This window comes from Ciceribacter ferrooxidans, from assembly GCF_004137355.1.
Lineage (GTDB): Bacteria > Pseudomonadota > Alphaproteobacteria > Rhizobiales > Rhizobiaceae > Allorhizobium > Allorhizobium ferrooxidans.
On sequence record NZ_SDVB01000253.1, the window covers coordinates 74,875 to 94,519 of the forward strand.

Here is a 19,645-nt window from a genome sequence, read left to right on the forward strand (position 1 = left end):
GTCTAGAAATGCCCCTGCTGGGCCGACACATGGTCGCGAATCGCCTGCATCATCAACGAGAGCGATGCGCTTGGCTCGATGCCGTCGCGCGTGGTCAGTCCGACGGCGCCCCGTGTTTCGCTCGTGTCGATATCGAGCGCAACCAGCCGCCCGCTGGAAAGTTCGTCTGCCACGACACCGCGCGAGATGATCCAGACGGCGTCATTGCGTGCAACGAACGCGCGACCGAAGGAGTCGGATACCGTTTCGATCGTGCGCGGCAGTTCCGGGATGCCGTTGGTGAGGAAGAGCCGGTCGACGAATGGGCGGATGACCGCTCCGGACGGTGGCATCAGGACGACGAAGTTGGCGAGTGCGTTGAGGGTGAAATTACGCCGGGCGAGCAACGGATGCGAAGCGCGTACGACCAGGACGACTTCCTCCGTGTACAGCGGTTCGAAGAAAAGACCTGTCATGACCTCCGGCGCTGCCAGTCGCCCTACCACTAGGTCTAGCTCGCCGAGCCGCAGGGACCCGAGAAGTGCTCTGTTTTCACCTGAGGCGATCGTCACCTGACTGCCGGTGCCGCTTGCGAGGAACTGTGCCACGGCCCCCGGCATGAAGGTGGCCGACGCCGTCGGCAGAGTTCCGATCCGGACCGGAGGTCCCTCCGACTTGAGGGCCTGTGCCACGGAGTCCATCCCGCGTTGCACGGCGGCAAGGCTCTCACCGGCATGCTTCAGGAAGATCTCGCCGAAATGGGAGATACGGATCCCACGGCCTTCGCGCTCGAAGAGGGGCACTCCAAGGATGTCCTCAAGCTCGCGGACGGTGCGTGTCACCGCCGGCTGGGTGATCGCGAGCGCGTCTGCGGCCTTGCCGACGCTGCGTTGACGGGCCACCTCCAGGAAGGTCTGCAGGTGACGAAATTTGATCCTGGCGTCCATGAATCATGCCCATCTGGTTATGGAATTTGGCCAAAATATCATTTTACCGAACAAAAACCATTAGCTACCTTCGCAATCAGAGGAGAAAACCATGGCTTTTGCCGCGATCAACGGAATTACGGTTCACTACGAATTCATCGGCGATCCCGGTGCTAGGCATACCATTGTCTTTTCGAATTCTCTGGGGACCGATTTCCGCATCTGGCTGCCGCTTTTCGATGAACTCGGCGACGACGTCTCGGTGCTTCTCTACGATTCCCGCGGGCATGGACTTACCGGTCTCGGCGCCGCCGAGTTCTCAATGGAGGACCTCGTCGGCGACCTTGTCGCCCTCGTGGATCATGTCGGCATCGGCAAAGCCGTCTTCTGTGGGCTTTCGGTTGGCGGAATGGTCGTGCAGGGTCTTTGGCGCAAACGACCGGATTTGGTGCGCAAGCTGGTGCTCTGCGACACCGCACCGAAGATTGGCACTGCGGAAACCTGGAACAACCGGATCGAAGCAATCCGCAAGACTGGTCTTGCCGGCATTGCTGACAGCGTCATGGAGCGTTGGTTCACGAATTCCTTCCATGAGGAGCGGCGGGTGGACCTCGCCGGCTATCGCCTGATGTTGGAGCGACAGTCGGCGGCAGCCTATATCGGCACTTGCGAGGTGATCCGCGATACGGACCTTTCCGCAATCCCCCCGACGATCACCGTTCCGACGCTCTGCGTCGTCGGCGATCAGGACGGGTCCACCCCCCCGGACCTCGTCCGCGGCATGGCCGACATGATCCCCGGTGCCCGCTTCGAAGTCATCGAAGGATGCGGTCACATCCCCTGCGTAGAGCAGCCTCAGCGGCTGGCCGCGCTGATCGAACCCTTTGTCAAAGGCATGAAAGGACGTCCATGAACGAGGCCGCCGACAAGTCTCCGCGTTACCGCGAGGGCATGGCCACGCGCCGGCACGTGCTCGGAGACAGATACGTGGACCGAACCGAGGCGCAGAGATCTGCCTTCGATGAGCCCTTTCAGGATCTGATAACGGAGGCTGCTTGGGGTCATGTCTGGTCTCGTCCGACCTGGACCAAGCGCGAGCGTTCGATGGTCACCATCGCGCTGCTGGCCGCCCTTGGCCACCATGAGGAGGTCGCGTTGCACGTTCGTGCCACCGTCAATACCGGCGCCACCAGGGAGGATATCATGGAAGCACTTCTCCATGTGGCGATCTATGCGGGTGTGCCGGCTGCCAATCACGCGATCAAGGTCGCCAAGGCGGCGTTGGAGGAGATCGAAATGCCGAACGGTGGGATGGAGGAGAGACGTGAAGAACACCATGCCTGAGACGGGGGCATTCTTTCCCCGCGACCGCGAAATGCATCCGCCGGCCTATACGCCGTGGTACAAGACCACCGTTCTTCGCTCGCCACAGCGCGCGCTGATATCGCTGGAGGGAACGAGGAGCGAGATCACCGGACCGGTCTTCGGCCATAACATGCTGAACGAGTTCGACAACGATCTCATTCAGAACTATGCGCGCCCCGGCGAAAGTCCGATTGGCCAGCGCATTCTCGTGCACGGACGGGTGCTCGACGAGCGCGGCAGGGGCATTGCTGGTGCCTTGGTCGAGTTCTGGCAGGCGAACGCTGGAGGACGGTATCGTCACAAGAAGGAAACCTACCTCGCGGCTCTCGACCCGAACTTTGGTGGCGTCGGGCGGACCATCACCGACGAGGATGGCTACTACTGGTTCAAGACAATCAAGCCGGGCCCGTATCCCTGGCCGAACGGGGTTAATGACTGGCGCCCCGCACACATCCATTTTTCGGTCTTCGGCCACGGCTTCGCTCAACGCCTGATTACCCAGATGTACTTCGAGGGCGATCCACTGATCTGGATCTGTCCGATCGTGAAGACGATTCCTGACGAGGAGGCGATCCAACGCCTCATTGCACCGCTCGACCTCAACGCGACGATCCCGATGGACATGCGCGCCTATAAGTTCGACATCGTCCTTCGCGGGCGACGTTCGACGATGTTCGACAATCGCAAGGAGGGCAATTGAGATGGTTCAGTCGCTCGGTTATCTGAAGGAATCCCCGTCGCAGACGGCCGGTCCTTACGTTCATATCGGCTGCACACCCAATTTTACCGGGATCGAGGGGGTGTTCGAAAAGGACCTCGGCTCCGGTCCGCTCTACAATGAACGCACGCGAGGCGAACGAATAACGATCCGCGGCCGCGTCATCGACGGATCGGGCACGCCGCTCAAGGACGCGCTCGTCGAGATCTGGCAGGCCGATGCCGACGGGCTCTACAACAGCCCCTCGGAGACTCGCGGAAAGGCGGATCCGGACTTCGCGGGCTGGGGTCGCTGTCCGGCCGACATGGAGACTGGCGAGTACATTTTCGAAACGATCAAGCCGGGGCGCGTGCCGTTTCGCGATGGTCGGCTAATGGCTCCCCACATCACCTTCTGGATCGTCGCCCGCGGCATCAATATCGGCCTTCACACGCGCATGTATTTCGCCGACGAGACAGAGGCGAATGCCGCTGATCCGGTCTTGGCTCGCATCGAACACAAGGTACGCGTCCCGACCCTGATTGCCGCCCGCGACGGTGACATTTACACCTTCGACATACATCTCCAGGGCGAAAACGAAACGGTGTTCTTCGACATCTGAACCTGCGAACTTCATTTCGGCACGTCGATAGCGGGCATTGCCGGACGGGCCGGAAGGGGCCTTCAAATGAACAAGACAATTGCAGACCTGGCCGAGGCCGTTGCCGAAATCGGTGACGGCGCCACCGTGATGATTGGCGGCTTCGGGGGCTCCGGTGCACCGATCGAGTTGATCCACGCGCTGATCGACAAGCGCCCGAAGGAACTGACGGTCATCAACAACAATGCCGGCAACGGTCGCATCGGCATTGCGGCCATGATTGATGCGGGCATGGTGCGAAAGATGATCTGTTCTTTTCCGCGCTCGTCCGATCCCCGCGCGTTCACGGAAAAGTACCTCGCCGGTGAAATCGAACTCGAACTGGTGCCGCAGGGTACGCTTGCCGAACGCGTCCGCGCCGGCGGTGCCGGCATTCCGGCCTTTTATACGCCGACAGCCTACGGTACCGAACTCGCGGAAGGAAAACCCGTCGCCGAATTCGACGGTCGGTGCTATGTCCAGGAACGCTGGCTCAAGGCCGATTTCGCGCTCGTCAAGGCAGAACTCGGCGACACGCACGGCAACCTCACCTACAACAAGGCCGGCCGCAACTTCAATCCGTTGATGTGCATGGCGGCGGCAAGAACGATCGCGCAGGTCTCTAGGATCGTGCCCGCCGGAGGCATCGATCCCGAACATGTCGTCACACCCGGCATCTTCGTGGACGCCCTCGTCGAGGTCATTGATCCGCAGCAGGAAGAAGTGCTCATACGAGCCGGAGTGGCCTACGCATGACGACCGTTGCGCGCGAAGAGGAAAAACTCTCCAACGCCCAGATCGCCTGGCGCGCCGCCCAGGACATCGCCGATGGCGCCTATGTCAATCTCGGGATCGGCTTTCCCGAGATGGTCGCCCGCTATCAGCCTGAGGGCAGAGAAGCCATTTTCCACACGGAAAACGGCATCCTGAATTTCGGCGAGCCGCCACCGGAAGGCGAGGAGGACTGGGACCTCATCAATGCCGGCAAGAAGGCGGTGACCGTGAAGCCTGGAGCATCCTTCTTCCACCATGCCGACAGCTTCGCCATGGTGCGCGGCGGACATCTGGACGTCGCCATTCTCGGCGCCTACCAGGTTGCCCAGAATGGCGACCTGGCAAATTGGCGGGTCGGGTCGAAGGGCGTGCCGGCGGTGGGCGGAGCCATGGATCTCGTGCACGGCGCGAAGCAGGTCTTCGTAATCACCGAGCACGTTACCAGGGATGGCCAGCCGAAACTCGTCGAGCGCTGCACGTTTCCGCTGACCGGCGTCGGCTGCATCACCCGCGTCTATACGAGCCATGCGGTCATCGACATCGTCGGCGGCAGGTTCGTGGTGCGGGAAAAAGTGGCGGCCATGACCATGGACGAACTCCAGGCCATGACCGGCGCGAAACTCCATATTGACGGCCCGGTAGCCGACCTCGTCGTGCCGGCACTTTAAGGACTTCATCATGACCGACGCCTTTATCTGCGACTATATCCGGACGCCTATCGGCCGCTTCGGCGGGGCCTTGTCGGCGGTCCGGGCCGATGATCTGGGTGCCGTGCCGCTGCAGGCGCTGATGGAGCGGCACGCCTCGGTCGATTGGGAGGCCGTCGACGACGTGATCCTCGGCTGTGCCAATCAGGCCGGCGAGGACAATCGCAACGTGGCACGCATGTCGTTGCTCCTCGCCGGGCTGCCGGTGTCGGTCACCGGCACTACCATCAATCGCTTGTGCGGTTCGGGCATGGACGCGGTCATTACCGCCGCGCGCGCGATCAAATCGGGCGAGGCGGATCTGATGATCGCCGGCGGTGTGGAGAGCATGAGCCGCGCGCCCTTCGTCATGCCCAAGGCGGATTCTGCCTTTTCCCGCCATGCGGAGATCCACGACACCACCATCGGATGGAGGTTCGTCAACCCGCTGATGAAACGTCTGTACGGTGTCGACTCGATGCCCGAAACGGGCGACAATGTCGCCATCGAGTGCGGCGTTACACGGGAGGATCAGGATGCCTTCGCCGTCCGCAGCCAGGCAAACGCGGCGGCTGCCCAGGCGAGCGGCCGTCTGTCGAAGGAGATCACGGGCGTGAACGTTCCGCAGCGAAAAGGGGAAGATGTGCTCGTCGAGCGTGACGAGCATCCGCGCGAGACGAGCCTGGAAGCGCTCGCGCGGCTGAAGCCCGTCAACCAATTGAATCAAGCCACCGTCACGGCGGGGAACGCTTCAGGCGTCAATGATGGTGCCGCGGCTCTGATTATCGCCTCGGAGAAGGCGGCCAGACTGCATGGCCTGACGCCGGTCGCCCGCATCCTGGGCGGGGCGACGGCCGGTGTGCCACCGCGTGTCATGGGCATCGGCCCTGCGCCCGCGTCGCAGAACTTGATGAGTCGCCTCGGAATGAAGATTGAGCAGTTCGACGTCATCGAACTCAACGAAGCCTTCGCAAGCCAGGCGCTTGCGACGCTTCGCCAGCTTGGCCTCCCGGACGACGACCCGCGGGTCAACCGCAATGGTGGGGCAATCGCGCTCGGACATCCGCTCGGCATGTCCGGCGCCCGCATTACCGGGACGGCGGCTCTCGAGCTCGCTTTGTCCGGCGGTCGCTACGCTCTTTCGGCGATGTGCATCGGGGTCGGCCAAGGCATCGCGATCGCTCTGGAGCGCGTATAGTAATGCTCACCGGACTCGCATTCTTCAACGGTCTCCTGGGTGACGGCGAAATCGCCAACCTGTTGGATACCGGCGCGGACGTGCGTGCCATGCTGCGTTTCGAAGCGGCGCTTGCGCGGGCTCAGGCGGCAGCGGGTATGGTCGATGAGAAGGCCGCTGCGGCGATCGAGTCGGTCTGCAGACGTTTCGTTCCGGACATGGAAGCACTGACCAGCGCGACGGCACGCGATGGCGTCGTCGTCCCCGAGCTGGTCCGCCAGCTGCGCCATGCTGTTGGCGAGCCGCATGACAGGTTCATCCATCTCGGTGCCACCAGTCAGGACGTCATCGATACCGCTGCGGCACTGAGACTTGCTTCCGTTCTCGATGTTTTTGATAGCCGGCTAACAAGCGTGCTCTCGCAGCTCGATGTGCTTGAGTTGCGCTTCGGCGGAAACCGTCTCCTGGCGCGAACGCGTATGCAGGCGGCGGTGTCGATCACGGTTGGCGACCGGCTGAGAGCATGGAAGAGCCCCTTGCAGCATCTGGCAGTAGAACTACCGCACCAGCGTGAACGGCTCCTGATTCTGACGCTCGCCGGAGCGGCGGGGACGTCGGAGAAGTTCGGCGACAAGATTTTCCCCGTGCGGCAGTCGATGGCGCGCGATCTCGGTCTCTTCTTGCCCGATTACGTGCCGCATACGGACAGGGGGCGGGTTGCGGATTTTGCCGGCTTCCTGTCGCGTCTCAGTGGCGCTTTTGGAAAGATCGGACAGGATCTGGCGCTCATGGTCCAGAACGGCATTGATGCGGCGGAGATTTCGGGAGGCGGCGGTTCGTCCGCCATGCCGCACAAGCAGAACCCCGTAATGGCCGAGATACTCGTCGCACTTGCCCGCTACAATGCGACCCTGCTCGCCGGTGTTCATCAAGCGCTCGTGCATGAACAGGAACGGTCGGGCAGCGCCTGGACGCTGGAATGGCTGCTTATGCCGCAGATGATCGAAGCGTCGGGCCTTTCGCTCCGTCACGGGAGTGCCTTGCTTTCGTCGGTCGAGCGGTTCGGAGATCCCGCCTGAACGTCAGGCGACGCCGGTGGGCTCCGAAAGCAGATCCACGAGCACGTCTGTCAGTCGCTCCCCCGCATCGGCGAGAGCGCCGCTGTTGTCGATTGTCACGGTTCGAAAACCCTCTGGAATTGCCAGCGAGCCTCGCTCCAGCCGTTTGCTGACATCGGCCTCTGTCTCCCTGCCGCGCTGCTGCAGGCGGTGTGCGAGAATATCCGTTCTCGCGACGACGTTCACGACGAGCAATCGCGGAAAAACCTCGGCGAAGTCGTTGAGAGCCGAGCGGGAGCCGTTGGCAACGATCACATGCCCGCGCGCCAGTTCATCATTGACGGAAGCCGGTATTCCGTAGCGAAGGCCATGGGCGCTCCAGTGAACGGCAAAGCCGCCTTTCTCACGCATGTCCTCGAAGTCCCCCGTGGCGATCGCAAGGTGGTCTTCGCCGCCGGCATTGCCGTCGCGCGTGATCAGGCGCCGCACGAAGTGGATGTCCGGCCGCGATGCGAGACGCCTTTGAGCATATGAGATCAGGCTGTCCTTGCCGGCGCCGCTCGGCCCGACGACCGCCACGAACGTGCCTGGAAGTTCACGAACCGAAGGTATGAACGCCCCGCTTGTCATCAGGCGACCCGTCGTCCTTCGCGCCAGACCGCACGCACGACCGGCACTCCGGACCGCCGGCGCACGCGCACCAGATCAGCTCGGAGTCCTTCGGCAATACGACCGCGGTCAGAAAGTCCGACCGTCTTGGCGGGTGTCGCCGTCACCATGGCGAGCGCCTTCGGGAGAGACAGGTTCGGCAGAGCATCGGCGAGCACGAAGGGAGCGTGCAACAGGCTGAGCGGCACATAATCTGAGGAGAGGACGTCCAGAACGCCGCGCTCCGCGAGATCGCGGGCGGCAATATTGCCGGAATGAGATTTGCCGCGCACGATGTTGGGAGCGCCCATCAGCACACTCATTCCCGCCTTGTGGGATGCTTCGGCCGCGTCGAAGCTCGTCGGGAACTCCGCAAGCCTGACGCCATAGCCGATCGCTTCGTCCACGTGGTCGAGCGTTGCGTCGTCGTGGCTTGCGATCGTGACGCCGCGTTCGGCGCAGGTCTTGGCCAGAGCGTTGCGGTGCGGGGCAGCATAGCGCGCGGAGGACTCCTGACGGCGGGCGACGAATTGCGCAAATGCATCCTCCGAGAGGCCACGCTTCTTCTTGTAGTAGAGCGTGTACTGCTCCATCGTCTGGAACTGGCGCTGCCCCGGCGCATGGTCCATCAACGAGACCAGGCGGACATGTGGGTCGCTCTCGAAGTCTGAGAAGTGATCCAGGACATCGGGAGCGGACACTTCGCAGCGCAGGTGCAGAAGGTGTTCGGCCCGTAGGCGGTCTTCACGCTCGGCCGTCTGTATGGCGTCTGCCATCTCGCGCATCTCGCCTTTGCTGAAGCCACCGTCCTCGTCGGACCCCATGCGCAGGCAATCGAAAACCGTGGTTATGCCGGACGTCACAACCTGAGCGTCGTGTGCCTGGATCGCCGAGATCTTGTCCCAGCGCACACCCGGCCGCGGTGAGTAGTGGGCCTCCAAGTGGTCGGTGTGCAGTTCGACCAGGCCCGGCAGGATATAGTCCCCTTCCATATCTTCGCCGGATGCCGTCGAGCCTTCCGAAAACTCGACAATAAGGCCGTCGCGGACGACGAGCGTGCCGGAGATGATATCGTCCTCGAGGACAATGCGGGCATTGGTGAATACGGCTTCAGTGGCCATCGGTCGGTTGTCCTTTCGATCAGGCGCCAGACAGAGGCAGCCAGGAATGAATGGTGAAGGGCGTTCCGCGCTCTTTTTCGACGTAGAGCGCAAGGCCGGAAATGCCGAGTGGACGACCGACGAAATCGGCGAAGCGACCATTGAGAAGGTCACGCATGGCCGCCGCCCGTTCTGCCTTGACGGGCCCGGTCAGCGTCATGTGGAAGCGGAACTCGTCCATGACGTAGGGGTAGCCCCAGCGAACCAGATTGGCGCGTTGGGTTTCACTCAATGTTTCGGGTTTGCGCCGCGCCACATCCCCGTCGCTCAACGGTGCCCGATAAGGCTCGAAGGCCTCGACGATCTCGGCTGCAAATGCCTGCAGCGGCGTGAATGGCTGCTCCGGAACGAGTGCAAAGAAGTGGCCGAGTTGCCCGATCACGACCGAGGGGATCGTGAAGGACGATGTCTTCCCGCAGAAGCGCCCCACGGCGTCGACGAACTCGCCTTCGCGGCAGTCCGCAGCAAGAGAGAAAGGAGCCTTCATCGTCGCATGGAAACCGTAACGCTGCGGGTCTGCGGTGAGGTCGGCCAGTTCCTCATAGCTGAAACCGTCGGTAGGGGAGATCGGCAAAGTCTTCCCGCTGAATGGATCACGACCGAGCCAGTGCGCTGCTGCCCGCGACAGCGGGTCATGCTCGGGTGGCGTGAAGTAGAGCGCGTAACGCAAAGACTGATTCCTTCCAGTTGCAGTGGCTGCAAGAATGACGCGAGCGCTGCGGCATTTGCAGGGCAACGTTGCCGATGGCTTTCGACGGCGTTGTAGTGTGTCTCACACGCTAGCTCCGTCTGCCGATGAGACGAGAACGCAGGGCATTCGAGATCGAGTCGAAGATGAAGACGACGATCAGGATGAGGAGAACCATGTAGCCGACATTCTCCCAGTCCTGGTTAGTCCGCATCGCCTCCCAGAGCTTGAGGCCGATGCCGCCGGCGCCGACGGCGCCGATGATCGTTGCCGAGCGTGTATTGGATTCCCAGAAGTAGAGCGCCTGAGAGGTGAAGACCGGCAGAACCTGCGGCAGGACGCCGAAACGCTGAACAGCCAATGGAGCTGCGCCCACCGACTTCACACCCTCGCGCTGTTTGTCATCGATGTTTTCGAGTGCTTCTGAATAGAGTTTTCCGAGCGTTCCGGTATCCGTGAAGAAGATCGCGGAGATACCCGCAAGCGGTCCGGGGCCGAACGCGCGTGTGAAGAACAGCGCCCAGATGAACATGTCGACCGAACGCTGGAAGTCGAAGAAGCGCTTGGTGATCTGGTTTACGACGCCGTTGCGTGTGATGTTGCGGGCGGCAACGAACGAGAGTGGAAAGGCGACGATCGTCGCGAACAGCGTGCCGACAAAGGCCATGACGATCGTCTGCAACAGCTTGGTCCAGACATCGAGATGCTGCCAGGAAGGATTGTAGAGAAAATTCTCCAGCGCCAGTGAGGCATTGCTGCGAGCGGGGTCCAGCCGCTCCTCCGACACCAGCAATTGGAGCACTTCTCCTGCCGATTTGCCGAAGAAAGGCGAATCGATATCGAAGAAGAAGTTTTCCCAGCCGAAAAAGCGCTTGTGGATCTTGACGGCGTCGTCGCGGATTTCCGCCCAGCCAGAGAAGCCGAAGGCGAGCACGATCTTCTCGCCGGGCGCGCGCTGGGTTGCCCAGGCGGGCAGTTCGCCCTCCGCCTGAACGCCGTTGCGGCCGAGCGCGACGGCGAGTTTTTCCGTCCCGCGATGGACCTCTACATGCTCCGGCAATATATCGATCCGATCAAGGGAGTTCATCGACACGGTCGCATGAGTGACAATCTCTTCGGTATGGGTTTCGGTCCGAGCCTCGGTCGCCTCCTGCTGGCTGCCTGCATCGCTTGGGGCAACAAAGCTGAACGACGATTTCGGCTTGACCTGTGCTTCGGTTGCCGGAATCACGACCGTCCGGGTTACCGTCTTGCGTTCTGCCTGGAGCCAGTCCGGATGCGGGTCAGGGCCGATCGGATCGTAACGCGAGAATTCGATCTGCATCGTTCCGTCGGCACGGATCGCTATGTCCGGCCGCACCTCGTAGGAGATCCAGTCTGCGAGGTAGGTCGCAGCGATACCCCAATTGGCAGTTCCGAGCACCTGACCGATGGAGAAGAACCACCAGCAGAAGACGAAATATAGGGCGACCGCGCCACCGGCCAGCGCTATGCGAAAGCGCGACCAGAATGAGGGGGCGAGAAGCTGCGGATGGCGAGCAGCGACTGCCTCGAATTCGGAAAGGCTCATCGTTTTCAAGGTGCACTCCTACATCACGGCCTGGAAGGCCTGATCTCCGACCAGCTTGCGGCGCAGCCAGGCGGAGAGTTGATCGACCGCGATGATCGTCACAAACAGCAGGAGAACGATCGCCAGCGTCTTCGCCTCGTGCCCACGGCTGATCGAAAGACGCAGTTGTTCGCCAATGCCGCCGCCGCCGACCGCGCCGATAATGGTCGAAGCACGCACGTTTATTTCGAAGCGCAGCAGGAAATAGCTGACGAAATTCGGCATCACCTGCGGCACCATACCGAACCAGGCGCGCTCGATCCACGAGGCGCCGACCGCTTTCAGCCCTTCGTCAGGCTTCATGTCCGCGTTTTCGATGACCTCGAAGAAGAGCTTGCCGAGCGCCCCGATTGTGTGGATCGAGACCGCGATGATCGCCGGAATCGGACCGAGCGACAGGATCGCCAGAAAGAAGCCTGCGAGAACAATTTCAGGAAATGCGCGCAACAGCTCCATGAAGCGACGCACGGGAACGCGTATCCACGGACTGGGTGTCATGTTCTTCGCTGCAAGAAACGACAGCAGGAAGCCGAGGGCGAAACCGATGATCGTCGACAACAACGCAATGTTCAGGGTTTCCGTCATCTTGTAGACGTACTCGGGTATGTAGAGGCTGTCGGTGACGTAGTAACGGCCTTCGGGATAATTGTACTTGAGGCTGCCGTCGAAATAGGGCGAGGGAAGGTCCAGCAGCGCGCGCCAGATCTCGAGACCGTCGCGAGGCATCAGGTCTCCGATGAAATCAAAAAAATGCGGCAGGCGCTCGAAGAACTTGCCCGAATTGGTTTCATTGGCAAACCACAACGAACCCGTCAGTGCCAGCGCGAGTAACGCGCACGAGAGCATCGTGTAGAAGCGGCGGCCTCTGGCAAGATCGCGCCAGTGGCCTTCGATGAAGGCACCCTTCTCGCTTAGCTCGGGCTTGTAGGTAGAGGAACTCATTGCAGGCGGTCCGCTTCTGGTCGCGTCATCACAGGGGCGTGCGATGACAAAGAGTCGCCGGATGCCTCATGCATCCGGCGACTTTGTTTCGGATCAGGATGTCAGCCGCCGATAGTTGCCTTGCGGGCGTCGATGATCGGCTTGTAGAAGTCGACGTTCACTTCCGCATAACCCTTGAATTCGCCACCCTCGATCGCGGCGAAGCAGGCCGGATCGGACTCCGGAAGCTTGGCGAAGAAGTCCTTCACCTTCGCCTTCATGCCATCCTCCATGGAGGTGCGCAGCACGATCGGGCCATTCGGGATCAGCGGCGACTTCCAGAGCTCGACGAGATCGTCCATGTTCAGGATGCCCTTGTCGACCATCTTGCGCAGATTGCCGGACGAGTAGCCGTCCTTGAACTCGCCCACGCCGGACGCCCAGGTCGTACCGGCGTCGAAGGTGCCCTTCAGGACTTCGAGAACGAGGTTTTCATGGCCGCCGCCGAAGCCGGTTTCACCGAAGAATTCCTTGACCGGCGCGCCTACGGCTTCCGGCAGGGTAACCGTCGGGACCAGATAGCCGGAGGTCGAATCCGGGTCAGCAAAACCGAGCTTCTTGCCCTTCATGTCTTCCAGTTTCGTGATGCCCGAGTCCTTGCGGGCAACCATGACCGAGTGGTAGCCCATCGAACCGTCGGTCTGGACCGTGGTAAAGATCGGTTCGACAGCATCTGCCTTCGCCAGATAGGTCTTGGCGTAACCCGAGGCGCCGAGTTCGGCGAAATCGAGCGTGCCGCCCAGCAGGCCCTGAATGACGCCGTCATAGTCGGCGGCCGGGAACAGTGAGACCTTCTCGACGCCGATGGCGGCAGGCAGCTTGTCGACGAGGCACTGGAAATTACGCAGGCGGTCGGCTTCGTTTTCGCCGCCCAGAATGCCGATACGGAATTCCTTGAGGTCTTCCGCAGCAACTGCACCGGCCGTGGCGACGAGCGCGACGGCGGCAAGAAGGGTCTTCTTCAACATGGGTCTCTCCTGTTTCTCCGGGATCGGATCGGGTGATGAAAGCTCTTCGGCGTGGGTGGCCGATCAGGCATCCGCTGCGGCAAGCGGACGAAAGCCGGCGACTTGCCGGGCGGCGGTGGCCTTCGGGCGACTGATCTCGATGCTTGTCGACGTCATGCCCTCATCGATGCCGCTGCCATCGGCATTCGCGCCGTAGATCTGCCGTACAATATCCGCCGTGAGCGCTTCCGGCCGGCCGTCGAAAACGACGGAGCCTTGCGCCATGCCGATGATTCTGTCGCAGTAGGTTCGCGCGGTATCGAGGGTGTGCAGATTGGTGATGACCGTAATGCCCTCGCGGACGTTGATGTCGCGCAGTGCATCCATGACGATCTTCGCGTTCAGGGGGTCGAGCGAGGCGATCGGTTCGTCGGCGAGCACCATCTTCGGTTCTTGCATCAGTGCGCGTGCTATTGCGACGCGCTGCTGCTGCCCGCCGGAAAGCGTGCCGGCCGGCTGCAACGCGGTCTGCTCGATGCCGAGCCTTTCGAGGGCAGCAATCGCCATGATCCGCTCCTCGCGCGTGAAGTAGTTGAGAATGCTAAGCGTGGTCGGGCGATGGTTCAGCCGGCCGAGCAGGACGTTGGTCAGGACATCCAGCCGCGGCACCAGATTGAATTGCTGGAAGATCATCGCACAGTCACGCTGCCAGTCGCGCAGCGCCCGCCCCCGCAAGGACGAGACTTCTGCATCGCCGAAATGGATGGAGCCGGAAGATGGTTGGACCAGCCGGTTGATCATCCGCAGCAGGGTCGACTTGCCGGCACCAGACCGCCCGATGACCCCCACCATCTCTCCTTGTGGGATATCGAGACTGACGGCATTGACCGCAACATTGTCCCCGAAGCGGCGGGTGATGTCTCTCAGCTCAAATCTCATCTTGGCGCTTCCGATCTTCTGTCCTTGCGGTTGATAAAGCCTGTATCGGACCTGGATGAAGTGCGAATGTCAGATTTGTGTAGGTATTGTAAAATCTGGCATCTACTTGAATGTATTTATTATTTTCCGTATTTTGCGACGAAGGCGGCGCCATCCAGTCGCCGGAAATCTTCGAGGGCGGCATGCAGCCGGTCGTGGGGCCAGTCCCACCAGGCGAGCGCCTCCATTTCGGCTGCGACATCCGTCGGAAAGCGCTCGCGGAGGAGCCGGGAGGGAACGCCGCCGACGATCGTGTAAGGTGCAACGGACTTGGAAACGACAGCTCCGGCACCGATCACTGCCCCGTTGCCGACCTGAACCCCGGGAAGGATCGTCGCCCCATGTCCGATCCAGACGTCATGTCCGATCACCACACGGTTCTCGCGGCGCCACGCGAAGAATTCTTCGTCATTCTCCGCGCCTTCGAAATAGGATGCCGCCCGGTAGGTGAAGTGATGCAGTGTCGCCCGCCATGTCGGGTGATTGGGCGCGTTGATGCGCACCGCCGCGGCGATATTCACGAATTTTCCGATCGTGGCGCACCAGGCGGAACTATCCTGCATCATGTAGGAGTAGTCGCCGAGTACCACCTCATCGAGGCGGCAGCGCTCGGCGACCTCGGTATAGCCTCCGAGGGCTGAGTTCACGACATGCGCGGTCTCGTGAACAAGTGGATCGAGCCCGAGCTTCTTGCTCATGCAGCTGCCTTTCTCGGCGAGAACGCGGTCACGTCGAGAATGCGGTCGGCCACCGCCTCGCGCACCTCTTCGTCATGGAAGATCCCGAGCAGGGCGACGCCGGCCGCCTTCTTCTGCCGGATCATGTCCACCACCACGGCCCGGTTCGTGGCGTCGAGGGAGGCCGTTGGTTCATCGAGAAGGAGGATGCGATGATCGGTGATGAAGCCGCGAGCGATGTTCACTCGCTGCTGCTCGCCGCCGGAGAAGGTCGCAGGCGGCAGTTGCCACAGGTCCTGCGGCAGATTGAGCCGTTCCAGCAGTTCGCCGGCACGGATGCGCGCGGTATCCACCCCGGTACCGCGAACGACCAGGGGCTCGGCGACGACGTCGATTGCGGCGACACGTGGGACGGTCCGCAAGAACTGGCTCACATAGCCCACGGTGGTACGGCGGATGTCCATGATCATGCGCGGATCGGCGGTCGCCATGTCGACGATGTGACCACGATGCTCTACGAGCACCTGTCCGGCATCCACGGCATAGTTGCCATAGAGCATCTTGAGGATTGAACTCTTGCCAATGCCTGAAGGGCCGCCGAGGACGACGCATTCGGCCTCGGCGATAGAGAACGAGACGTTCGCGACGACCGGCAGGCGGATGCCGTCGCGCAGGTGCATGGTGAAGCTCTTCGAGACTTCGGAGACGACGAGGGGCGTGGCCATGGCGCTTTCCGTTCAGACTTGCAGGATCGAGGAGACGAGCAGTTGCGTGTAAGGTTCGCGCGGGTCGTCGAGGACCCGGTCGGTGAGGCCCTGCTCGATCACCATGCCATCTTTCATCACCATCATGCGGTGGGAGAGGAGCCGAGCGACCGCCAGGTCGTGCGTGACGACAATCGCCGAAAGACCGAGATCGTTGACGAGGCCGCGGACGAGATCGAGAAGGCGGGCTTGTACCGAGACATCGAGGCCGCCCGTCGGTTCGTCCATGAAGACGAGGCGCGGGGCGGTGACCAGATTGCGGGCGATCTGCAGGCGCTGGCGCATGCCCCCGGAAAAGGCGCGCGGCTGGTCGTCTATACGGTCGGTGCTGATTTCGACGCGTTCGAGCCATGAACCGGCAGTTTCGCGTATCTTGCCGTAATGCCGGTCGCCGATCGCCATCAGCCGCTCGCCGACATTGGCGCCGGCCGACACGGCCATCCGCAGGCCGTCTGCAGGGTTCTGATGAACGAAGCCCCAGTCCGTGCGCATGAGGAAGCGCCGCTCGGCTTCGCTCATGTGATACAGGTCGCGATAGTTTCCGTCACGGGTATGGTATTCGACAGTACCGGTGGTCGGCATCAACCGCGTCGAGAGGCAATTGAGAAGGGTGGTCTTGCCGGAACCGGACTCGCCGACGATCGCCAGCACTTCCCCGGGCCAGAGGTCGAAGGCCACGTTGCTGCAGCCGATCCGGTTGCCGTAGAATTTCGAGACATCGCGGACTTTCAAGAGCGGTGTGTCGGTCATTCCGCTGCCTCCTTCTGCGTGGCGAGCAAGTGCCCGACATGACCTTGTTCACGTCGTTCCTCGCAGTGATCGGTGTCCGAGCAGACGAACATGCGCCCGCCCTTGTCGTCGAGCACCACCTCATCGAGATAGACACCTTCTGCGCCACAGAGTGCGCACGGCTGGTGGAACCTCTGGATCTCGAAGGGGTGATCCTCGAAGTCGAGGCTCACCACCTCCGTGTACGGAGGTACGGCATAAATGCGCTTTTCGCGTCCGGCTCCGAAGAGCTGGAGAGCGTCCGACATATGCATCTTCGGATTGTCGAACTTCGGCGTCGGGGAGGGATCCATGACGTATCGGCCGTTGACCTTCACCGGGTAGGCGTAGGTCGTTGCGATATGGCCGTTCCTGGCGATGTCTTCGTAGAGCTTTACGTGCATGAGCCCGTATTCCTCGAGCGCATGCATCTTGCGGGTCTCGGTTTCGCGGGGTTCGAGGAAGCGCAACGGTTCCGGGATCGGCACCTGATAGACGAGCACCTGATTTTCGTTGAGCGGCTTTTCCGGGATGCGGTGGCGTGTCTGGATAAGGGTCGCCTCGTGCGTATGTGTGGTGACCGCGACATTGGCGACCTTCTGAAAGAAGGCACGGATCGATACCGCATTTGTGGTGTCGTCGGCGCCCTGGTCGATTACCTTCAGCACGTCATCCGCACCGATGATCGAGGCCGTGACCTGCACGCCCCCGGTCCCCCAGCCATAAGGCATCGGCATTTCACGCGACGCAAACGGGACCTGGTAGCCGGGAATTGCGATCGCCTTCAGGATGGCCCGCCGGATCATCCGTTTTGTCTGTTCGTCGAGATAAGCGAAATTGTATTGGGCGAGCTCTGGAACGGCGCTCATTCCGCAGCCTCCTTCTCGGTGAAACGATTGGTCCGACCGGCCTCGTATTCGGCCCGCATGCGGCGCACGAGTTCGAGTTCGGCCTGGAAGTCGACGTAGTGCGGTAGCTTCAGGTGTTCGACGAAGCCGGTCGCCTGCACGTTGTCGGAGTGAGAGATCACGAATTCCTCGTCCTGTGCCGGGGCGACGATGTCTTCGCCGAATTCCTCCGCGCGCAGGGCGCGGTCGACGAGCGACATGGCCATCGCCTTGCGTTCGCTCTGGCCGAAGACGAGGCCGTATCCGCGCGTGAACTGCGGCGGTGCTTTCGCTGATCCCTTGAACTGGTTGATCATCTGACACTCGGTCACCCGAATGCATCCGAGCGAGACGGCAAAGCCGAGTTCGGGAACGTGGATCTCTACCTCGACTTCGCCGATGCGAATTTCGCCGGCGAAGGGGTGGGTGCGGCCGTAGCCGCGCTGGGTGGAATAGCCGAGGGCAAGCAGGAAGCCTTCGTCGCCACGGGCAAGTGCCTGAAGGCGCAGGTCGCGCGGCATCGGGAAGTCGATCGGCTCGCGGGTGATGTCGCCCGTCACATGGTCCTCGGGCATGTCGCCGTCCGGTTCGACGAGGCCTTCTTCCGCAAGGATCTCCGAAACCCGCATTATTCCTTCAGATTCGCTCTCCTTGAGGGCTGGCTCCGCGACCACATCGTCACCCATCAGATCCGGATCGAGCAGGCGATGCGTATAATCGAACGTCGGACCCAGGAGCTGCCCGCCGGGAAGATCCTTGTAGGTCGCCGAGATGCGGCGCTCGATCTTCATGTCTACGGTGTCGATGGGAACCGAATAGCCGAAACGCGGTAGCGTCGTGCGGTAGGCGCGCAGAAGGAAGATCGCTTCGATGAGATCGCCGCGCGACTGCTTGATGGCGAGTGCAGCGAGCGCGCGGTCGTAGAGTGAGGCTTCCGCCATGACACGATCGACGGCAAGACCAAGCTGCTCGCTGATCTGGTCGATCGTGACCGACGGAAGGTCGCGGGGTCCGCGGCGCCGGTCCGCCAGCAGGCGATGAGCGTTCGCGATCGCCGTTTCTCCACCTTTGACGGCAACGTACATTCGTCAGACCTCCCCGGTACTGATGTTGCAGGTTCTGGGCAGGCAGAGGATCTGCCGGCCGGCGGTCAGGACGACGTCGATTCCCCGTGGAAAGAGCGCACGGTTATCGGCCCACTGCCGGAGGAAGATGTCTGGAAGTCCGACGGGAGCGATCGTCGCGCTTTCGCGGATGCCCGGTCCGCGCAGGATAAGCGGTGCGCCCCCTTCCAGGCAGGAGACCTCGATGACCACGGTTGTCGACCGGTCCGGATACTCCTGGCTGCCGAGCGCAAAGAGGCCGAAGGAGGCGACTGGGGAGCGCGCCTCGACGAAGGCGAATCGCGCTTCCGACTTTTCTCGCGTCACCGGTGCACCGGTATGAAAGGTGATCCATTCAGCGACGGTCGATTTCGCTAGACTGGCGGAAAGCCAGACAGAAGTGTCATTGTCGCAGAGCGCGAGCGCTATTGCGCCGGCCGCTGAACCCATGGGGGCGGGTGGGTCGACGGAGGGAAGGATCGCCTTGGTCGTTCCCGGGCGAGCCATGCAGTCCATCAACATACGAAAAGTAGTTTGGGCGTCGTGGACCGGATCGAGGTAGCCTCCGGTCAGCGCTTCTGTCCTGAGGGTCATCAGTCCTCTCCTCTCACCATTGTGAAGAAATCGACGCGCGTCGCCGCGGTTTCCTCGGTTCTGCGTCGGTCTTCCGCGGCAATGCGGGCGGCGACCGGCAGCAGCAGCCGTGCCTCGACGAAATCGCGTGTGTCCTCCTGTTGCCAGAGAGCATCGAAGATGGCCGCGAGCCTTGCCTTTTCGCGATCCGTGCCGAGCGCCTGGCCGAAGCCAACGATGCCGCTTGCCAGCCGTACCGTCGCGCGGCTGACCGTCGCTTCGCCGAGATTGAAGGGCGAGCCGCCGCCGCCGATCCGACCTCGAACCATGACGAGCCCGGTTTCAGGTCCGCGCAGCATCTGAACGTCCGGTCGCGACGATAGTGCTGTCCAGCCGGCGGTCAGCTCACTGATGGTGGCGCGGGCCAGTAAGTCCATCGTACGCTTGCGATCGCCGTCTGCCGTTTCTCCGGATGTATTTTGTTTCTTTGCATCCATTGTCAGGCTCCGAAATGTCTATTAATATAGACAACTATACAACTGAAGCTATGGATAACCAAC

23 protein-coding genes are annotated in these 19,645 nt (G+C 61.8%); 8 read left to right on the forward strand and 15 right to left on the reverse strand.

What is annotated here, in order from left to right; all coding sequences use genetic code 11:
* Positions 1-2 precede the first annotated feature (2 nt).
* On the reverse strand, positions 3-926 hold the full coding sequence (pcaQ, locus tag EUU22_RS16615; protein ID WP_129333120.1) for a pca operon transcription factor PcaQ: 924 nt from the start codon (positions 924-926) through the stop codon (positions 3-5).
* 91 nt (positions 927-1,017) lie between these two features.
* On the opposite strand from pcaQ, the gene pcaD reads away from it, so the two are divergent.
* The 8 genes from pcaD (at position 1,018) to EUU22_RS16655 (ending at position 7,323) form a co-directional block, all read left to right on the forward strand.
* Positions 1,018-1,818 (forward strand): 3-oxoadipate enol-lactonase, encoded by an 801-nt coding sequence (gene pcaD / locus EUU22_RS16620; protein WP_129333121.1) that lies wholly within the window; start codon positions 1,018-1,020, stop codon positions 1,816-1,818.
* Positions 1,815-2,249 carry a 4-carboxymuconolactone decarboxylase gene (gene pcaC, locus EUU22_RS16625; protein WP_129333122.1) on the forward strand — a complete coding sequence of 145 codons (435 nt, stop codon included), beginning with the start codon at positions 1,815-1,817 and terminating at the stop codon, positions 2,247-2,249. Before pcaD ends, pcaC begins: the two co-directional genes overlap by 4 nt.
* On the forward strand, positions 2,230-2,970 hold the full coding sequence (gene pcaH, locus EUU22_RS16630) for a protocatechuate 3,4-dioxygenase subunit beta (protein WP_129333123.1): 741 nt from the start codon (positions 2,230-2,232) through the stop codon (positions 2,968-2,970). The genes pcaC and pcaH overlap by 20 nt, the downstream gene beginning before the upstream one ends.
* A gap of 1 nt (position 2,971) precedes the next feature.
* Positions 2,972-3,589, forward strand: coding sequence for a protocatechuate 3,4-dioxygenase subunit alpha (gene pcaG, locus EUU22_RS16635; RefSeq protein WP_129333124.1), 618 nt, complete (start codon positions 2,972-2,974; stop codon positions 3,587-3,589).
* Positions 3,590-3,655: 66 nt separating this feature from the next.
* Positions 3,656-4,363 (forward strand): 3-oxoacid CoA-transferase subunit A, encoded by a 708-nt coding sequence (locus EUU22_RS16640; protein ID WP_129333125.1) that lies wholly within the window; start codon positions 3,656-3,658, stop codon positions 4,361-4,363.
* The gene (locus EUU22_RS16645) at positions 4,360-5,049 is read left to right on the forward strand and encodes a CoA transferase subunit B (protein WP_129333126.1); all 690 of its coding nucleotides are present in this window, start codon (positions 4,360-4,362) and stop codon (positions 5,047-5,049) included. The genes EUU22_RS16640 and EUU22_RS16645 overlap by 4 nt, the downstream gene beginning before the upstream one ends.
* 10 nt (positions 5,050-5,059) lie before the next feature.
* Positions 5,060-6,265: a 3-oxoadipyl-CoA thiolase gene (gene pcaF / locus EUU22_RS16650; protein WP_129333127.1), complete on the forward strand. Its 1,206-nt coding sequence runs from the start codon at positions 5,060-5,062 to the stop codon at positions 6,263-6,265.
* A 2-nt stretch (positions 6,266-6,267) separates the two neighbouring features.
* Positions 6,268-7,323, forward strand: a complete 1,056-nt coding sequence (locus EUU22_RS16655; RefSeq protein WP_129333128.1) for a 3-carboxy-cis,cis-muconate cycloisomerase — start codon at positions 6,268-6,270, stop codon at positions 7,321-7,323.
* Positions 7,324-7,326: 3 nt separating this feature from the next.
* Here the strand turns inward: EUU22_RS16655 and phnN are convergent, their stop codons facing one another.
* From phnN to phnG, 14 genes are all read right to left on the reverse strand, one after another.
* Complete coding sequence (gene phnN, locus EUU22_RS16660; RefSeq protein ID WP_129333129.1) at positions 7,327-7,932, reverse strand: phosphonate metabolism protein/1,5-bisphosphokinase (PRPP-forming) PhnN; 606 nt, start codon at positions 7,930-7,932, stop codon at positions 7,327-7,329.
* Positions 7,932-9,071 (reverse strand): alpha-D-ribose 1-methylphosphonate 5-triphosphate diphosphatase, encoded by a 1,140-nt coding sequence (locus EUU22_RS16665; RefSeq protein WP_129333130.1) that lies wholly within the window; start codon positions 9,069-9,071, stop codon positions 7,932-7,934. The genes phnN and EUU22_RS16665 overlap by 1 nt, the downstream gene beginning before the upstream one ends.
* 19 nt (positions 9,072-9,090) lie before the next feature.
* A complete protein-coding gene (locus tag EUU22_RS16670) occupies positions 9,091-9,780 on the reverse strand; it encodes a DUF1045 domain-containing protein (RefSeq protein WP_129333131.1) in 690 nt (229 codons plus the stop codon).
* Positions 9,781-9,889: 109 nt separating this feature from the next.
* The gene (gene phnE / locus EUU22_RS16675; protein ID WP_129333733.1) at positions 9,890-11,368 is read right to left on the reverse strand and encodes a phosphonate ABC transporter, permease protein PhnE; all 1,479 of its coding nucleotides are present in this window, start codon (positions 11,366-11,368) and stop codon (positions 9,890-9,892) included.
* Between the two features lie 18 nt (positions 11,369-11,386).
* The gene (phnE, locus tag EUU22_RS16680) at positions 11,387-12,349 is read right to left on the reverse strand and encodes a phosphonate ABC transporter, permease protein PhnE (RefSeq protein ID WP_129333132.1); all 963 of its coding nucleotides are present in this window, start codon (positions 12,347-12,349) and stop codon (positions 11,387-11,389) included.
* A 101-nt stretch (positions 12,350-12,450) separates the two neighbouring features.
* A complete protein-coding gene (gene phnD, locus EUU22_RS16685) occupies positions 12,451-13,356 on the reverse strand; it encodes a phosphonate ABC transporter substrate-binding protein (protein ID WP_129333133.1) in 906 nt (301 codons plus the stop codon).
* Positions 13,357-13,419: 63 nt separating this feature from the next.
* On the reverse strand, positions 13,420-14,274 hold the full coding sequence (gene phnC, locus EUU22_RS16690; protein ID WP_129333134.1) for a phosphonate ABC transporter ATP-binding protein: 855 nt from the start codon (positions 14,272-14,274) through the stop codon (positions 13,420-13,422).
* Between the two features lie 119 nt (positions 14,275-14,393).
* On the reverse strand, positions 14,394-15,011 hold the full coding sequence (locus EUU22_RS16695) for a DapH/DapD/GlmU-related protein (RefSeq protein WP_129333135.1): 618 nt from the start codon (positions 15,009-15,011) through the stop codon (positions 14,394-14,396).
* Entirely contained in the window at positions 15,008-15,715 is a 708-nt protein-coding gene (phnL, locus tag EUU22_RS16700; RefSeq protein WP_129333136.1) for a phosphonate C-P lyase system protein PhnL, read from the reverse strand. The genes EUU22_RS16695 and phnL overlap by 4 nt, the downstream gene beginning before the upstream one ends.
* A gap of 12 nt (positions 15,716-15,727) precedes the next feature.
* Positions 15,728-16,504, reverse strand: coding sequence for a phosphonate C-P lyase system protein PhnK (gene phnK / locus EUU22_RS16705; RefSeq protein WP_129333137.1), 777 nt, complete (start codon positions 16,502-16,504; stop codon positions 15,728-15,730).
* Positions 16,501-17,391 carry an alpha-D-ribose 1-methylphosphonate 5-phosphate C-P-lyase PhnJ gene (locus EUU22_RS16710; RefSeq protein ID WP_129333138.1) on the reverse strand — a complete coding sequence of 297 codons (891 nt, stop codon included), beginning with the start codon at positions 17,389-17,391 and terminating at the stop codon, positions 16,501-16,503. Before EUU22_RS16710 ends, phnK begins: the two co-directional genes overlap by 4 nt.
* Positions 17,388-18,494 carry a carbon-phosphorus lyase complex subunit gene (locus tag EUU22_RS16715; RefSeq protein WP_129333139.1) on the reverse strand — a complete coding sequence of 369 codons (1,107 nt, stop codon included), beginning with the start codon at positions 18,492-18,494 and terminating at the stop codon, positions 17,388-17,390. Before EUU22_RS16715 ends, EUU22_RS16710 begins: the two co-directional genes overlap by 4 nt.
* Positions 18,495-18,497: 3 nt before the next feature.
* Positions 18,498-19,106, reverse strand: a complete 609-nt coding sequence (gene phnH / locus EUU22_RS16720; protein WP_129333140.1) for a phosphonate C-P lyase system protein PhnH — start codon at positions 19,104-19,106, stop codon at positions 18,498-18,500.
* Positions 19,106-19,582, reverse strand: coding sequence for a phosphonate C-P lyase system protein PhnG (phnG, locus tag EUU22_RS16725; protein ID WP_129333141.1), 477 nt, complete (start codon positions 19,580-19,582; stop codon positions 19,106-19,108). Before phnG ends, phnH begins: the two co-directional genes overlap by 1 nt.
* Positions 19,583-19,645: the final 63 nt, after the last annotated feature.